General features: G+C 34.8%; 15 protein-coding genes. 10 read left to right on the top strand and 5 right to left on the bottom strand.

Annotated elements, in window-relative coordinates; translation table 11 throughout:
* Positions 1-17: 17 nt before the first annotated feature.
* On the top strand, positions 18-1,400 hold the full coding sequence (locus VB776_RS07880; RefSeq protein ID WP_323327760.1) for a RagB/SusD family nutrient uptake outer membrane protein: 1,383 nt from the start codon (positions 18-20) through the stop codon (positions 1,398-1,400).
* A gap of 48 nt (positions 1,401-1,448) precedes the next feature.
* Here VB776_RS07880 and VB776_RS07875 read toward each other — a convergent pair whose 3' ends face one another.
* From VB776_RS07875 to VB776_RS07855, 5 genes are all read right to left on the bottom strand, one after another.
* Complete coding sequence (locus tag VB776_RS07875) at positions 1,449-1,745, bottom strand: hypothetical protein (RefSeq protein WP_323327758.1); 297 nt, start codon at positions 1,743-1,745, stop codon at positions 1,449-1,451.
* Between the two features lie 40 nt (positions 1,746-1,785).
* Complete coding sequence (locus VB776_RS07870; RefSeq protein WP_323327756.1) at positions 1,786-2,229, bottom strand: MauE/DoxX family redox-associated membrane protein; 444 nt, start codon at positions 2,227-2,229, stop codon at positions 1,786-1,788.
* Between the two features lie 160 nt (positions 2,230-2,389).
* Positions 2,390-3,328 (bottom strand): helix-turn-helix transcriptional regulator, encoded by a 939-nt coding sequence (locus VB776_RS07865; RefSeq protein WP_323327753.1) that lies wholly within the window; start codon positions 3,326-3,328, stop codon positions 2,390-2,392.
* Positions 3,329-3,360: 32 nt separating this feature from the next.
* Complete coding sequence (locus VB776_RS07860) at positions 3,361-4,050, bottom strand: TetR/AcrR family transcriptional regulator (RefSeq protein WP_323327751.1); 690 nt, start codon at positions 4,048-4,050, stop codon at positions 3,361-3,363.
* A gap of 5 nt (positions 4,051-4,055) precedes the next feature.
* Positions 4,056-5,324 carry an aminotransferase class I/II-fold pyridoxal phosphate-dependent enzyme gene (locus VB776_RS07855; RefSeq protein WP_323327749.1) on the bottom strand — a complete coding sequence of 423 codons (1,269 nt, stop codon included), beginning with the start codon at positions 5,322-5,324 and terminating at the stop codon, positions 4,056-4,058.
* 1,078 nt (positions 5,325-6,402) lie between these two features.
* Between VB776_RS07855 and dinB the strand changes: the two genes are divergently transcribed.
* The 9 genes from dinB to VB776_RS07810 all read left to right on the top strand — a co-directional run bounded on the left by dinB (position 6,403) and on the right by VB776_RS07810 (position 17,881).
* Complete coding sequence (gene dinB, locus VB776_RS07850) at positions 6,403-7,569, top strand: DNA polymerase IV (protein WP_309922114.1); 1,167 nt, start codon at positions 6,403-6,405, stop codon at positions 7,567-7,569.
* Positions 7,570-7,572: 3 nt separating this feature from the next.
* The gene (locus VB776_RS07845; RefSeq protein WP_323327746.1) at positions 7,573-10,488 is read left to right on the top strand and encodes a DNA polymerase III subunit alpha; all 2,916 of its coding nucleotides are present in this window, start codon (positions 7,573-7,575) and stop codon (positions 10,486-10,488) included.
* A 21-nt stretch (positions 10,489-10,509) separates the two neighbouring features.
* Complete coding sequence (locus tag VB776_RS07840) at positions 10,510-11,160, top strand: SOS response-associated peptidase (RefSeq protein WP_323327743.1); 651 nt, start codon at positions 10,510-10,512, stop codon at positions 11,158-11,160.
* Between the two features lie 673 nt (positions 11,161-11,833).
* Positions 11,834-12,508, top strand: coding sequence for a CRISPR-associated endonuclease Cas6 (locus VB776_RS07835; RefSeq protein WP_323327741.1), 675 nt, complete (start codon positions 11,834-11,836; stop codon positions 12,506-12,508).
* 5 nt (positions 12,509-12,513) lie between these two features.
* Positions 12,514-14,019: a Cas10/Cmr2 second palm domain-containing protein gene (locus VB776_RS07830; protein WP_323327739.1), complete on the top strand. Its 1,506-nt coding sequence runs from the start codon at positions 12,514-12,516 to the stop codon at positions 14,017-14,019.
* Positions 14,020-14,021: 2 nt separating this feature from the next.
* Entirely contained in the window at positions 14,022-14,603 is a 582-nt protein-coding gene (locus VB776_RS07825) for an RAMP superfamily CRISPR-associated protein (RefSeq protein WP_323327737.1), read from the top strand.
* Between the two features lie 3 nt (positions 14,604-14,606).
* Positions 14,607-16,043 (top strand): hypothetical protein, encoded by a 1,437-nt coding sequence (locus VB776_RS07820; RefSeq protein ID WP_323327735.1) that lies wholly within the window; start codon positions 14,607-14,609, stop codon positions 16,041-16,043.
* Positions 16,033-17,490 carry an RAMP superfamily CRISPR-associated protein gene (locus VB776_RS07815; RefSeq protein WP_323327733.1) on the top strand — a complete coding sequence of 486 codons (1,458 nt, stop codon included), beginning with the start codon at positions 16,033-16,035 and terminating at the stop codon, positions 17,488-17,490. Before VB776_RS07820 ends, VB776_RS07815 begins: the two co-directional genes overlap by 11 nt.
* Positions 17,474-17,881, top strand: coding sequence for a TIGR04423 family type III CRISPR-associated protein (locus VB776_RS07810; protein WP_323327731.1), 408 nt, complete (start codon positions 17,474-17,476; stop codon positions 17,879-17,881). Before VB776_RS07815 ends, VB776_RS07810 begins: the two co-directional genes overlap by 17 nt.

Raw genomic sequence — 17,881 nt, 5'->3', positions numbered from 1 at the left:
ACTTAAAATTTATCAACATGAAAAAGATATATTCAATGCTACATGGTCTCGGCTACTGTGTACTCAGCCTCTTGATGATTGCCTGCTATGGGGATTTCTTGGAAATTGAACCTAATCGTAAGCTGGCTGTACCTACTACCTTAAAAGACTTAGATGCTTTAATGGACAATACTACTTTGCTCAATGCTAATGCTTTATTAATCATGGGTGAAATTGGGACTGATGATTATTATTTGAATGAAACAGATTGGAATTCACTGACCAACCCTTATCAAAAAAATGGTTATGTGTGGGCTAAAGACATCTATGAAGGACAGCAATGTCCCGGATGGAATAATGCCTATCAGAAAATTCTCTATGCAAACCTTGTGTTGGAAAGCATTACTAAGCTTGAACCAAGCACTAAAAATGAGGTGCAATGGAACAGGATAAAGGGAACAGCCTTGTTTTGGAGGGCATGGCAGTTTTTCCAATTGGCTCAGATTTTCTGTGATGATTATGAGAAGCAGACGGCTAATCAAAAAATGGGGATTCCAGTTAGGCTTACATCGGATATTAATCAGCAAAATACAAGAGCAACCATTGAAGATACTTACAGACAAATTGTGCAGGATCTTACTGAGGCTGGAGACTTATTACCTGCCTTGGCTGAGGAGAAAACTCGCCCTTCTAAGCAAGCGGTGTATGCGCTACTAGCTAGAACCTATTTACAAATGAAAGAATATACACTGGCCAAACAGCAGGCGGAAAAATGCTTGTCTATCTCGGATGTATTAATATCATATAGTGAGGTGAATTGTAGTTTAAACTTCCCTTTTCCCCTGTATGCTCGTGGAAATACTGAGCAACCTTTGCTTGATGCCATGATTAGGACGCAGACATTTGCTTCTTTCCTGAAAATAGATACTACTTTATTAGGCTCCTACGGGGCTGGAGATTTAAGAGCGGCTACTTATTTTTCAGTATCAAATGGATACTATGTTTTTAAAGGAACATACAATGGTTATGCGACCTACAATCCTTTTCCTGCCCTTGATGAGGTCTATCTCATTAGGGCAGAGTGCAACGAGCGACTGGGGAATCATGAGGATGCACTCAAGGATCTTAATCAATTGCTGATTCATCGCTATCAAAAAGGTGCTTATCAACCTAAAACGATGGAGAACACCAAAAATATCCTGACGGAGATTTTGAATGAAAGACGTAAGAGTTTAATCTTCAGAGGAGTGAGATGGAGTGACCTGAGAAGGTTAAGAACAGAAACTGCTTATGCCAAAACAATTGTTAGGGTGCTGGGGAATAAGAGATATGAATTATCTCCTGAGCAAGAGCATTTGTACACATGGCCTATCCCTGATAATGTGATTAATCTGGGCGGTATTACTCAGAATGCTAGATAGATGGGAATATACTGTGCTTCTACAATTGAAGCACAGTATATTTTTTAATCAAGGTGTTCTATGAGCATCCCCTGTAACAAGGTTAGATGCGTTGGCTTGTGTTACTGTAGCAGGTGCACTAGCAGTATTCAAACGAATTTTACAAAGGTTTGAGGAATTTTCTTCATTACAGTCATCAACTGGTGAAGGGGCATCCGTGGAGCCAATAATAGTGTCCCCATCAACATCTACAGCAAACCAATAATCGCTTACATTTCTTTGCCCTGCTAACTTAAAGGACATGGTGCTTGTCGCTACAAATAAGGCAAAAACAAACACGAGGTTTTTCTTCATTAAATTTTTCATGATTTTTTGAATTTATAAGGTTTGAAAATGTATTTAGCCATTAGGCCGGCACGCCCTCAGCGGTAACGTCTCCTGCGTCACTGCTTCGCTTTAGTTTCACTAAATAAAAACCCCATCCGCTAAGAGCCGTAAAACATAGGTTAAACCAGAAGTGTTGTTTCCAGTTCATCCAACTAATTACAGACCCGCATCCACAGGGAAGTTCTTCCCAGGCTCCGCCTAGCGCAAGACCTACGTAAGTCGTAAAGGCTAACATCAAGCCAAGAGAAAGTAGCATCCCGTAGTATTGCATCCGTGGGATGAGAAGAAATAGTATTGTAAGACCTTCCAGTAAAGGCAGGGTGTAGATAAGTAAATACCCCAAAGTATCATCGAAGGGTTGTTTGAGGATGCCTGTCTTAAAGATTTCAAAATCCATGACTTTATCCACCGTTACGGGTATCCAAAGTGTCAACAGTATCAGGAGTATCAACTTTATCTTCATATTGGTAATGATTTTACCTGACAAAGTTCATAACCTTCCTTCATATACGAAACAGAATATTGGAAGGGTTTTTAGGAGAATCAGCCTCCCTCCTTTCCAATTTTTCACCTTATTTCGTTTCAATCATTTTTCCTTGTATTTTGACACACCTATTTGCTGTTTATGCCATCCGTATTTTGTACTTTTTCATCTCATACCTGAATGTACTTTCATCATTATACCCCACTTGGTAAAAGACATCACTCACTGGTAGATTTTTACTTTTCATCAATAGTAAAGCCTGACGTAAGCGGCACGAAGTGTAGTAGTCTCGTATGGTAATATTAAAAGTTGCCTTAAAATGATTTCTGAGTGTACGTTCGGTTCTTCCAAAATAGTCCGCCACTCGCTGGGAATTGAGATTAGTCTCATAGAAATGCCTATCCAGATAATCCTTTACCCTATAGGGGATACTGTTTAGCTGCTGCTCAGCCAATACATTATACCGCTCTAATATTCCTGAAATTTGTAATCGTAGCAAGCCGTCAAGAGAACCAACACCGTTTGAAATCTCAGAATAGATGGTTTTGAGCCTTCTTTGTATATGTAAATCCATTTGACAATAGGGCAACATGGCGTTTGGATATACTCCTGCTTCCAATGGAGATAGATACTCCTTTAAAACGGGTAAATCTTTAGCCACAAATGCTAGCCATTCTGGCAATATGGAGATACATAAAACGATGTTTCTTCCGGGTGGCATCTTTACCCGATATAGACCTATATCGTTATATGTCACTGCATAATGTCCTTGTCTGGCATGAGAGATAAAAAGTCCTTCGGTATCCGTGAAATCTATGCTGCCATGTAGTACAAAAAATAAGAAGTGCTGCTTTTCAGTAACCCTATAAGTCATTCGGAAAGGCAAATCATTATTCACTTCCAGCAGCTCAATGTAAAAGGGTCGAAAGTTGAGTCTCTGGCTTATCAAACTCGCTGAATCAAACAAGGTGTACAGTGACTTTTGAGCCTTGGCAAAAGAATAAAGGCAACTTTCAGGCAATGCCTGCTGAATGCTTAATGGCGGGTAGTCATATAGAAATTCATAAGGCTCATTCATAATTAAACAAAAAGGATAATTGTGAATAAAAGCTATTTATTCACTTTTGCCTCATCATACATGGCGTTTACATTATCTTGTATTGCTTTTTGTAAACGTTCCAAATCCGTCGCTTTATTAATATCTATACCACAAAATAAACTGCCATTATACTTGGCATGAAGGACAAGATAATAAATACCCGCAATCTGAAGAGCCAGCTTAGCTCTTATGTCCACGCCAGTGTCTGTGAAGTCTGGTTCGATAATCTCAAATAAATGCTCTCCTATTTTCTCTCTTTCGTCTGCTACCTTACGAAGTGTTTTATTCTTTTCTCCAATTTCCCAATGAATAATCCGTTGTAGCACTTTGTCTTTCATCATCCGCTCCAACTGCCCATGAAGCAAAGCAGTAATATCTTTTTTCCCAATGTTTTCTGGGTTCTTTAGTAATTCCGAAATAATTTTCTGATCAGCCATATTCCAAAAGTCCCTTTGCAGAATATAGGTTTCCACCAGATTGTCTATACTGCCAAAATAGGTCCAGATTAGCTTTTTATCTAAACCAGCTTCTTGGGCTATATTTGGTCCAGTCAGACCAGTATATCCTTTCTTTTGAATAACCCCTCCTACTGCTGCTACTAATCTTGTTATTGATCGAGCCTTCTCCCTGATGGGACCAGCCGTTACTTTTCTTGACTTTTCACTTTTTTGTTCCGAATCTGTATTTTTTTGTTTGCCCATTGCTTTTATTTCATAGATTTCGCAATGTTCAACTTTTTATTGACATAATCAAACGCATTTAGTGCTTTATCTAGGTGTTCTTTGGTATGGGTGGCAATCAAGCTCATTCTTATCCTTGAGTCCTTGAGTGATACCGCAGGATACATGATGGGGTTAGTATAAATACCGCATTCTAGTAGTAACTTCCCCGCCTCACAGTTTTTCTGTACATCTCCGATTTTTACAGGAATGATAGCAGAATTTGTAGTACCAATATCCAATCCCAAGTCTGTTAAACCCTTTTTGTAATAGGCTATATTTTCCCATAACTTTTTCTGCCAATGAGGCTCTTCATCAACTAGCTCAATAGCCCTACTTACCGCTGAAATAGCTGGAGTCGCTGCCGCTGAAAAAGCATACTGTCTGGATTGAAACTGTAAGTAAGAAATCAGTTCAGGGTTTGCTATCAGATAACCTCCTACGTTACTAAATGTCTTGCTGAATGTTCCAGTAATGATATCTACTTTGTCCATCACTTCAAAGTACTCCATGGCTCCACGCCCTGTATTACCAATTACCCCTATCCCATGAGCATCATCTACCAGTACAACGGCTCCATAATGATGTGTAAGGATGATAATTTCTTTTAAGGGTGCGAGATCTCCGTCTTGAGAATACACCCCATCAACAATGACCATTTTAGTTCTGTATTTATCCTTGACGTTTGAGAGTATACGCTCTAAGGCATCCAGATTATTATGTAAGAAACGCTTGACCGTGGTTCCCTGTATCCCTTCGTAAACACTAGCATGTACAGCCATGTCCACGATAGCGATATCTTCTTGTTTTAACAAACATTGTAAGGACGCACTATTAGAAGTATAGCCAGTAGTATATGCAATAGAAGAGCCCTTAGGCTTTTTGAAAAAGATGGAAAGCTTATCCTCTAATTCCTGATGATAATCAAAATAGCCTCCTATTAGCGGTGAAGAACCAGCTCCAGTACCGTATTTTTCGATTCCCGAAATAGCTGCCTTTTTAATTGCTGGATGCTGTGTGAAGCCCAGATAGTCATTGCATACAAAACTCACATAACTTCCCTTTTTAATATCTCCATCCTCAGCCAAATCGACTTCTGGGCCACAACCTGAGTTTACCAGTAATCGATAGTTCATGTACCCGCTGACTTTGAGATAATCAAGATACTCATCATGTGCCTTTGCCCTTTGGAAAATATCCAAGTTAGGGATGTCTTCATAATCTTTGAAGCTTTTGTTTGATAGATAGTTTTCCATACTGCTTAATATTTGAAGAATCAACATTTAAAAAACTCGTCGTCCTTACAGGTAAGTATTTTAATACCCTCTAGGCAATCAATAATTCATGGATATATCAAAGCAGATAGAGAGGTAAACGCATAATCCGTGTCAAGCATCAACTATGAATTTGTGAGCTATGAAATTTCTTACGAATCAATAATTAAAATATTTCTCCAGTAAATGAAATAAAATATTTAATAAAATCATAATAGAATAAAGTATTTCATTAAAATACTATTGATTATCAACTATTTATACTATTTTTTATGATTATAGTTTTATTCATTGGATGTCTGATTAATAAAAAATCATATAATATATCTTCTTTAAGAGATATATTATATGATTTTAAGACCTTATATAAAATCAATAACTATTTAATGAACATTTTGATTGAACGTGCCAATTTTGTAACAAGATTTACATTCTTTGAAAGGGATTTTAATCTTTGAAGACAATTATAAAGAAATAGCCTAAGGGAAAATCCCTTAGGCTATTTTAGTTAATAGTTCTACACCTATTGATATAAAGTTAATCAACTTTTTTAAAATAACAAAAAAGGGATCTGATTTTTTCACTATTCCAATAGCAATTAAAAGGAAATAATATATTCGTTTTAATTTATAAATCAGGTATTCATATGCTAAAAATGTAAATTTGAAACGGTTTTATTTGAAAATCTATCAGATAGGAAGCTTATATGCTTTAAATACAGTCGCTAAAAACTTGGACACAAAGTATGGTCTAACTTTTACTCTTTGGTGAATTCAATTCATGATGGACTAAAAAATCATATTCATCAATCTTTTTGGCATAAAAACTACATAATTCTATAAATATCGTTTTCACTTTGCCTAAACTATTATTTCTCAAGCATTAAAAGCCCATCAATTGATGGGCTTTTCTCATTTTAAGGTATTTCAATTTATTCGATTTTGAATACATTCTTTATTCAAATAAGCCATTTTATTTATTTTGAATAATATTATTATTTATTTTGTTTGGCATTATGATTAAAAATGAATAATATTTGTATTCAAAATAATAAGAAGTAATGATTGATAAAGCTATTGTCCACATGGACTTGGATTGCTTTTTCGTAGCTGTGGAAAGGTTGCGAGATTCAAAGCTTAATGGCAAACCTGTCATTGTTGGTGGTCTTTCAGATAGAGGTGTTGTAAGTGCATGTAGTTATGAGGCTCGTACTTTTGGGGTTCGCTCAGCTATGCCTATGAGAATGGCTCGTCAATTATGTACGGATGCTGTTGTTTTGAGAGGAGATTATGAAGCTTATTCACAGTATTCATCAATGGTTACGGACATTATTTATGAAAGTGCTCCCATCGTTGAAAAATCTTCAATAGATGAATTTTATGCCGACCTAACAGGTTTTGAACGTTTTTTGGGTACATGGAAATTTGCTTCAGAATTAAGACAAAAGATTATTACCGAAACGGGTTTGTCAATATCGATGGCATTAGCAACCAATAAAACCGTTTCAAAGGTGGCCACTAATGAAGTAAAGCCAGCTCGTCAAATTCAAATATTACAGGGAGATGAAAAAAGCTATTTAGCTCCACTGTCAGTTTCTAAACTTCCCTTTTGTGGCTCAGTTACTACCCAAACATTGAGAAATATGGGTATTCTGACCGTTGATACCTTAAGCCAAATGCCAGTTAAACTACTTCAAAACACTTTTGGCAAAACTGGAAAGCTATTATGGGAAAGAGCAAATGGAATAGATGATACACCGGTTATTCCTTATTCTGAACAAAAATCAAAGTCGAAAGAAATAACCTTGGAAAAGGATACAATTGATATTGTTTTTTTATCCAGATTGATTAGCAAATTGGCAGAGGAACTGGGCTATGATTTACGAGAATCTGGTTTTTGTACTTGCTGTATTACACTTAAAATTAGATATAGCAATTTTGATACATTAACAAGACAAATAAATGTAGCTCCAATTTCAGCAGACCATGACTTAATACATCATGCCATTGAACTATTTAAAAAGTTATTTGATAGAAGAATATTGATACGACTTATTGGGATTAGGGCATCTAAATTAGTACGTGGGCAACAACAACTTTCACTCTATGACAACAGTGCTAAATTGGCTAGCTTATATGGAGCAATAGATAACATTAAAAACAGATATGGGACTGATTCAATAGGAAGAGCTTTTAACTTCGATTTAAACAAAAGAAAACCTGAGTAATTAATGTACTTAAACTGTCATACATATTTTAGCCTTCGGTATGGTACTATTTCGATAGAGTTATTAGTTGAAACTGCTGTTAAATTAGGGATTAAAAAAATCGCACTAACTGATATAAATAGTACTTCAGCAATTTTTGATTTTGTATCGCTTTGTAAAAAAAGAGGCATTGAGCCTGTTGTGGGGGTTGAGTTTAGGGTTGACGACAAGCTACAATTTATCTGTTTAGCAAAGAATCAAGAAGGTCTAAGTGAAATAAATGAGTTCAGAAATAAATATAATCTTTCAAAAGAGCCATTCCCCAACCGTGTTCCTTCTTTTTTAAATGTTTGTACAATTTATCCTTTAGAATGTAATGAATTTGTGTTAAATGAGAATGAGTTTATTGGTGTTCAACTACACGAAATACATCAACTTTATAAATATGACTACAAGAAATTTGTGGTAATTCATCCTGTAACTTTTTTAGATAAATTAGGTTATAACCTTCATCGTTTACTACGTGCTGTTGATGGTAATTGCTTGCTTAGTAAACTCCCAAAATCAAAGGAAGCAAAAGAACATGAATATTTTGTTACTCCAGACGAACTGATAAACCATTTTAAAAACTATCCAGAGCTTGTTGAAAACTCTAAAAAGCTAATATCAAAATGTGATTTTATTTTCAAATTCGATACTCCTAAAAATAAAAAATTCTATACCACTTCTAAAGCAGATGACCTTGAATTACTGAGAAAACTTACTAAAGATGGTTTGATTAAAAGGTACGGTGTAAATAATAAGGAGGCTCAATCAAGAATTGATAATGAACTTAGAATAATCGACCAACTTGATTTTTGTAGCTATTTCCTTATAACATGGGATATTATAAAATATGCACGCAGTAGGGGGTACTTCCACATAGGTAGAGGCTCAGGAGCAAATTCAATCGTTGCTTATTGTTTAGAGATAACCGATGTTGACCCTATTTTACTTGATTTATATTTTGAAAGGTTTATTAATCCAAGTAGAACCTCTCCCCCAGACTTCGACTTGGATTTTAGTTGGGATGAAAGAGATGAGATAATCGACTACACGTTTAAACGATATGGTGCTGATTATGTATGTTTACTTGCAACTCATGTAACCTTTCATTATTCATCTGCATGCAGAGAACTCGGAAAGGTTTTCGGGCTTCCCAAACATGAGATAGATGAATTGGTAAGTAGTTATAGAGAAAACCCATCAAATTCATACACAAGACTTATTCTTAGATATGGCAAGCTAATGGAAGATTTTCCTAACTATTTAAGTATTCATGCAGGGGGTATCTTAATAAGTGAAGAAAAACTAACAAATTACACATCATTGTTAGCTATGCCAAAAGGTTTTGTAATAGGTGAATTTGACATGTACACATGTGAGGATATTGGTTTTGCAAAGTTTGATGTTCTCTCTCAAAGAGGTTTAGGGCACATTAAAGATACAGTAGATTTAGTGTGGAAAAATAAGAGAATTAGTATTGATATCCATGCGATACAGGATTTCAAAGATGATGAAAACATCAAAAATCAACTCAAAAAGCATGAAACAATGGGGTGTTTCTATATTGAATCTCCTGCCATGCGACAACTCATTTGGAAGTTAAAATGTGAAGACTACATTACATTAGTAGCCGCTAGTTCAATTATTAGACCTGGTGTTGCCAGTTCAGGAATGATGGGAACTTTTATAAAACGACACCTCAATCCAGAGACTGTAGAATATATTCATCCAAAAATGGAAGAACTGTTATTTGAAACCTATGGTGTAATGGTTTATCAAGAGGATGTGATAAAGGTTGCTCATAGTTTCGGAGGTTTATCATTAGCTCAAGCTGATGTACTTAGGCGAGGAATGTCTGGAAAATATCGTTCGAGGTTAGAATTCGATAAAATAGTTGAACAGTATTTTGAGAATTGTAAAAGATTTGGGTACGATGATGATATTGCTAAAGAAGTTTGGAGGCAAATACAAAGCTTTGCTGGTTATAGCTTTTCAAAAGCACATTCTGCAAGCTATGCTGTCGAAAGTTATCAAAGCCTTTACTTAAAAACATATTTCCCTCATGAGTTTATGGTTGGTGTTATAAATAACTTCGGTGGCTTTTATGAAACGGAGTTTTATATACATGAAGCAAAAAGAGTAGGTGCGATAATTGAGCTACCAGATATTAATGGTAGCAATTTACTGACAGACTTAAAAGGTAATATTATTACTTTAGGCTTCATACATGTCAAAGGGCTTGAAAAGATAACAATCAATCAAATAATTGGGCAACGCAATATTAGACCATTTAGCTCTTTTGATGATTTCTGTAAAAGAGTTTATATCGGACTTGAGCAAATGATTATTTTGATTAGGATTTCAGCATTTAGAATGTTTGGATATTCAAAAAAAGAACTGCTTTGGGAAACACATTTTAAAGTAAACAAAAAGAACACATTGCAAACTTCAGAATTATTTTATGTAGAAGACGTACATTATCAATTACCATCACTCTATCATCATCCTGCTGAAGACATTTATGATGAATTTGAACTTCTTGGATTTACTTTGCAAAAGCCATTTTTATTAGTTTTTCAAAAGCCAAATTGTGAATATTTTGCGAGTAATTTGTCAACTGGAATCGGGAAAGTTATTGAAATTTTGGGCTATTTAGTTAGTCTAAAACCAACAAGGACCAAAAAAGGTGAACGAATGTTTTTTGGGTATTGGGTTGATGAACAAGGAGAATTTTTTGATACAGTTCACTTCCCTAATGCTACAAAGATGTATCCGTTTAGAGGGAAAGGAGTTTATCATTTAAAAGGAAAAGTTTGTGTCGAGTATGGTCATTGCTCCATTCAAATAAATTGGATGCAAAAATTGCCATTTATAGTTGACCCACGAATGGAATAAGTATAATTTAATAAAAATGATATGTGCTATTACACACTACTCAACAGTAAGAAAGAGAAGTTAGAATTAGCCTTTAAGGCTGAATTCTATGAAGGTACAGAGTATGAGCCAAAATTATTGGTAAATGGATTTGATAATCCAAGAACTCCAATAATCATGAATGATAACCCTAGATTAATTGCGAATGTTTATTGGGGTTTAATACCTCATTGGGCATCAATTGAAAAAGCAAAAACTATTAGAAAAAAAACTCTAATTGCTAGAGCTGAATCAATTAGTGAGCTTGCTTCTTACAAAGATTCTGTTAATAGACGGTGCTTAGTTATTGTTGACGGATTTTACGAAAAAAAAACAGAAAATAAGAAAGAAAACAGCATCAATTATATATTAAGATTAAAGGATGAAGATTGTTTTGCAATCGGCGGAATTTGGAGTTTTTGGAAGAATCCTCAAAAGCAGGGTAGTTACATTAGGTCGTTTGCCATTATTACAGTCCCAGCAAATCCTCTAATTGCTGAGATACAAAAAAATAATCAAAAAACTGAAAAGCGAATGCCACTGATTATTCCAAAAGAGCATTATCAAGATTGGCTAAATCCTGAAGCAAAAGATTTGGGATATATTATTAAAACCTTTGATGAGAGATTGATGGAAGCAAAGGTTGTATTTTAAATCTCAATGGATTATTTTATCTCTAACCAGCTCATCATTTTTTTATGGAATTATAAAAGCGATATTTGATTGGCAACGATTTTCAATGCAGGATTAGACAGATAAGTTTTTTAGTGAAATGCATCAGATGCTTGAAGATAAACCAAACGATTTATTACATTTCAAAAATTGTATCTCGAAAACGAAAGTTATTCTGTATATTAAAATAGAATTATATTTACCAAGCACTAAAAAAGAAATATGTCGTGAAGATTAGGTTTAATTAAACAAAAAATTGGAGATAAGATTCTTGGGCATTTTGAAGATTTTTATTCAATAAATTATTCGGATTCATTTTGATCTATGTTTGAATTCAATAACTTCGGAACGAACAATTTATTCTATATAAAAATAATAAATCAGATTAGTTAAAACAGGTATAAATACCTGATACTTTTATTAAAAATAATTATATTTTTACTTTGTAATGTATAATCATTGTAATGAAGTCTATTTATTATTTTAAGATATTTTTACAAACTTACTTCTTGTACTTACAATTCGCATAAAAATATGTGCTTCTCTTTATTTTAAAGCTGATTTTCAAATTAGAATTGACTGATAATTCAAAAGTGCAAATAGATTACACTTTATACCATTTTCTTTGTGCCACTAAACATTTACAAAAACTATAATGCCGAAAATTAGATTACTAAGAATACAGTTCGACACCAATATAGAGGCCTACGAAATCCCAGCATTCAGAGGGGGCGTAATCGCCAAAGCTGGTAACGAGCATATCATTTTCCATAACCATCTCAACGATCGTGAGTACCTATATGGTTATCCAGTTATCCAATACAAACGCATTGGTAAAAACCCAGCGATTGTTTGTATCGACTATGGCGTTGATGAAATTCAACACTTATTCAACAATCAAAATCTCAGTATTATGATTGGTCAACGTCCTGTGAATTTGGTGGTCAAAAACCTACAAATGCAACAGTACAATTTACAGATTTGGGAAAAGTCTTTTGACTATCTGCTGTATAATTGGCTGGCACTCAATCAAGAAAACTATGAGAAGTATCAGGCAATCCAAGATGATTTACTGCGGATAGAATTTTTAGAAAATGTACTGAAGGCCAATATCATTTCATTTGCCAAAGGAGTCAAATGGGATGTGGACAAGCCCATTTCATTACGTATTGACGAAGTATTAAAATCAAAAATAGTACCCTACAAACAACAAAAACTCTTAGCCTTCGACATCCGCTTTCGGACAAATGCCTTCCTCCCCGACTTCGTTGGACTCGGCAAAGGCGTAAGCTTGGGCTTTGGAACGGTTTCACAGATAAAAAATAGATAATAATTATGGCATACCTATACGGAGCCAGTGTGCAAGGCATACAGGGCTTTATTTTTCAAACAAACAAACTCAAAGAAATTGTTGGTGCAAGTGAGTTGGTAGAACAGATTTGTACAACAAAGTTTTTTGAAGTAGCTAATATTGATAGTAGTGTAAGAGACACTAATGGAAACATTCCAAACCTAATCATCAATGCAGCAGGTAATATTAAATATATTTTTGAAGATAAAACTAAGTGTGAACATTTAGTTAGAATCTTTCCAAAAGTGATTATGGATTTTGCCCCAGGCATTACAATCAGTCAGGCAGTTGTCCCACTCTCAGGCGATTTACCCAAAGATATAGATTGTTTGGAACAACAACTAAAAGCACAAAGGAGCAAAGTTGCGATGCCCATTGAGACAGGCTTTATGGGCATAGAAAGAGATAGAAGTGCTGGTGGTGTGGCTGTTGTTGTAGAAAATGATGAAATTATTTGTAGTGCTACAAAGGCTAAAATAGCGTTTTCTGAAAAAACTCAAGTATTCAAAAGTGTTTCAGGAATAGATAAGGTAAATGCTGAACAAATTCCTTTAGACATTGAAAAAATAACTGAAAGTGGAAGTAATTCTTGGTTGGCTATTATTCATGCAGACGGGAATGCTTTAGGTATTCTTTTACAAACACTTGGGAAAAAACTCAAAGAAAATAAGTTGTCAGAAGAGAAGGTAAAAAAAGCTTTTTCAACTTTTTCTAAAAGTCTTGACATTGCTACAAAAAAGGCAGCACAGATCGCTTTTGAAAATATTATTAAAGTCGATTTAACTAAGTATAAGTACCCTATCCGTCCCGTAATCCTTGGTGGTGATGATCTAACAGTCATTATCCGTGCAGATTTAGCTTTAAATTTTACGATTGAGTTTTTAAAAGCATTTGAAAAAGAAACCGAAAATGGGTTTACTTTTTTAAAGACTGAATACAAGGTTGATGGTTTTGAAAACGGCATTACCGCCTGTGCAGGTATTGCCTATATTAAAGAAAAATATCCATTTCATTATGGCGTACATTTAGCTGAATTGCTTACTGGTAAGGCAAAGAAGTTTTCTAAAAAAGATGGAAAACCTATTCCTCCTTCAAGTATTGCTTTCTACAAAGTTCAATCTTCATTTATTGAAAGTTTAGAGGATATGACTGAAAAAACACTTACGGCTGATGTTTCAAAGGTAAGTTTTGATTATGGCCCTTATTTGATTCATGCTCAAGAAGGAAAGGCGAGCGTAGATATGCTTAAAAACAAGTTGAAAGTATTAGCTGATGAAGCCGACCCCAAAAAGGACAAATCAAAAGCGGTATCTAAACTTCGCCAATGGATTTCAGAACTGTATAAAGACCCAACAACGGCAAATTTTATGCTGGATAGAATGAAAGTAGTGAATGCTGACTTTTATAGTAAACTTGATTTAGATAATGAAAAACAGCGTGATAAAACCATCATCTACGACGTAATCCAACTTCATACCTTAAAATACTAAAAATGGAACTGACTTATAAAATAACATTTCTAAGCGATTGGCATAGCGGTTCGGGTTTGTCGGGCGGGGCAGAAGCTGATGCAACGGTTATCAAAGATGACCGTAATTTACCTTACATTGCTGGTAAGACAATAAAGGGCTTATTAAAAGAGGCTTTGGAGGAAATCCATGAAGTAAAACTCAATGCAAAAGATAGAACATATATTAATGAGTTATTGGGTTACGAAATCAAAGATGAAAAGACCCAAAAGGTCATAGAAACAAAAAGTGGCATTGCTTTTTTCTCTAATGCTACGCTTTCAAAAGATGAACGAGACGACATTATTCCTACCCTCAGTGATTTCTTATACCGCAATATTGCTTCAACGCAAATCAAAGCAAATGGCACGGCAAAAGAAAGCTCTTTAAGAGTAATGGAGGTTTGTATTCCCATTACTTTGGAAGGTAAAATAACGAGAATTGCTTCTAAAGAACAGATTGATTTATTGACCAAAGCCCTCAAATGGGTTAGGCATTTGGGTGTAAACCGCAACCGAGGATTAGGTAGATGTAAGTTTGTTGAAATTACTCCAAAATCGAATTAAACTATGAAAGAACAATATTATACCTGTAAACTTCTGAGTGATGTTGTTTTGAACAACAAGATGGCAACCGAAGGAAATATGACGACTTTAGACTATATCGCAGGAAGTAACTTCTTAGGTGTTGTAGCTAATGAGATATATAAAAATCAGGAAGGAAAGGCATATAAAATCTTACACGCTGGAGATGTATCATTCGGCGATGCTCATATTTCTTTAGATGGTAAAGAAGTTAGCTATGCCATGCCTTTTTCGCTATTTAAAGATAAGTTAGACAAAACAAAAGCATGGGTGCATCATCTACTGGAAAAAAGTCATTTTGACAATTTCAGAGAAAAGGGTATTCAGTTAAAGCAAGAAAGAAGCGGTTATTTAACTCCATCAGGACATATCTTGAAAAGCCCAGAAAAGAACTTTGCTTTAAAATCTGCTCAGGATAGAGAAGAAAGACGTTCAAAAGATGGAGCCATGTTTGGCTTTGAATCTTTAAAAGCTGGTCAAGTATATGTTTTTTCGGTACGTTATCATAATGCTGAATATCAGCAAATTGTAGAGAATTTTCTTTTGGGGGAAAAACGTATTGGCAAGTCTAAAACAGCTCAATTTGGGCAGGTTTGTATTGAAAAATTCAAGAACGAACAAGCACCTAAAAGAATTGACTCTATTCCTAATACAGATTATACCATCGTTTATGCAGAAAGTAATCTTTGCTTTTTCAATGAATTTGGACAAACGACTTTTCAACCTGAGCCTAAAGATTTAGGACTTAGTGGTGGTGAAATCTGTTGGAAAAAATCTCAAATCCGTACTTATGCTTATTCGCCTTGGAATGGCATTAGAAATACACCCAATACACAAAGGGATTGCATTTTGAAAGGTTCTGTTTTCTATATTAAAGATGCAGTAGCTCCCGAGGAAAAAACGAATAGCGTTGGCGAATACCAAGCCGAAGGTTTAGGGCGAGTGATTTATAATCCTAAGTTTCTGAAAGGGAATCAAAGTACTGGCGAATGGGAGTTTGAACTATTTAATGAACCCAACAATCCTGATAATAAAGGAGAGAGTACGCCACGAGAACCTCAAACTAATTTAGGTAAGTTTCTAAATGAACTAAAAGGGCAAAAAGAGAACGATTTAGCTATTTCTAAGGCTGTACAATTAGAATTAGATTCTGCGACAAAAGGTTTAAAGGAAATTTCTTCAAGTCAATGGGGAGGTGTCAGGGCTTATGCAACTAAAGCTAAAAATGTAGAAGAGTTACGAACTAACCTCTTTGAAGACTTTCTAACTCATGGTGTTTCGGCAGAAAAATATTGGGATAAAGATAGGAATAGGGAAACATTGCGTCAGACTTTTGAAAGAAATATTGAGCATGGTACAAGCTTTTTAGCAAAATATTCAGCGGAAATGGCAAAAGTAGCCACAAAATCAAATGAAAAATAAGATGGCTTTTACACATAAATATATTGCTCGTATTGTTTTAGAAGCAGAAACGGGCTTATTTGTTGGTTCTGGCGAAGCCTCTTTATTGAAAGACGCTTTGGTTCAGAAAGATATTCATGGTTTACCAATGATTCAAGGAACTTCTTTGTTCGGAGTACTTAGGCATTCATTTTTAGATAATGTTACTTTCGATACTTTTGATGAGCATAAGGAGTTTTTGATTAACCTTTGGGGATACCAGTTTTTTGATAAAGAAGAGAAAAAAGCATTTGAGAGCTATTATAAAACAAAAGACAATAAGAAAAATGCTCCAGATGGTTTTGGCTCACGCCTAAAAATCAGTTCTGCTTATATGCTCATTAATGAAAATGAGGTAGCGGAAGGATTAACGGCAAATATTCCACAAAATATACTTGACAAATACACCAACTTACCTTCACGCCAGCACGTAAGAATCAATGATAGAGGTGTTGCAGAAAAAAATGGGCTTTTCGATAATGAAATCGTCTATAAAGGCACATGCTTTATTTTTGAATTGGAACTCAAAGGCAACAATGAAGATAAAAAACATTGGGATGCTATTTTAGCTAATTTGTCAAGTCCACTCTTTAGGATTGGACAAGGTACAAGAAACGGTTATGGACAGCTCAACATTTACAGCCTTAAACAAAGAGTGTATGATTTGAATAGTCCAAGTGACTTTGAAGCCTATCTTAATTTTGACCCTTCATTTAATCATAAAAACGAAGGATTTACGTCAAATAAAATAAAAAGCGATGATTCAAATTTGACAGAATACAAGCTAATCTTAAAACCTGATGATAGTTTCTTTATTTTTAGTGAAGGCTTTGGCGACAATGAAGCTGATAATAAGCCTGTTACTGAAGAAATTGCCATGTACAAAAATGGTACGATTGAGTTTAAAAAACAAATCCTTATACCCGCATCATCTATCAAAGGAGCTTTGTCGCATAGAACAGCTTTTCATTACAATAAGATTGAGAAACAATTTATAGATGAAGGTAAAGGAACTAAAGGTAAAGGTAACGAAGCTGTAAAAGTCTTATTTGGCTACGAAGCTGAGGGCAAAGAAGGACAAAGAGGGAAAGTAATTATCAATGATGTTTATTATTCCGATGAAAAGGTGAAAAGCGACAAAATCTTTAATCATGTAGCGATTGATAGATTTACTGGAGGAGCTTTAGACGGTGCATTGTTTAGTGAAAAAGTATCTTACTTCAAGGAGAAAGAAACATCATTTGAATTTACAGTTTATCTGGACTATGACAAAGAAGATAAGATTAAAGAAGCTTTTGAAGAAACGCTAAAAGATGTATGCAAAGGCTTACTTCCTTTGGGTGGTATGACGACTAAAGGACATGGAATTTTTACAGGAAAAGTATTAAAAGACACTCAAACAATTTTTGACTATGAAAGCAATAACTGATATACCTAAAAGAAAATATGATGGTTATGTTTGGTTCTCAGACCAAAAAGAGCCTGTACCTCTCATTCAAAAAGAATATTCTTTTGAAGACACCAAAGAAAATCCATTTGTCATAGAAGCCTTACTTTGGAATGAAGAAGAAAAAATTTCTATCATGGTACGTCATACAGGTAAGTATCATATTCAAGAGTTTAAATTAAAAGAACTACCTACAGGACATGAATTGGAAGAAAAAGTCTATTTACCTTACCGCTTAGGAGATAAAGTAAAACACGTTTGCTTTAAACAATTATGGATTCCAGAAGAAGATGAACTTTGTGAAAAGATGGAAGTAATGACCATGAAAGCACTCATTTTTACAGGTTTTAAGTATTCAACCGAAAAGAATTAA

Origin of the sequence: Arcicella gelida (assembly GCF_034931025.1) — a bacterium.
Classification (GTDB): Bacteria; Bacteroidota; Bacteroidia; order Cytophagales; family Spirosomataceae; genus Arcicella; species Arcicella gelida.
This window is presented reverse-complemented; position numbering and strand designations above follow the sequence as displayed.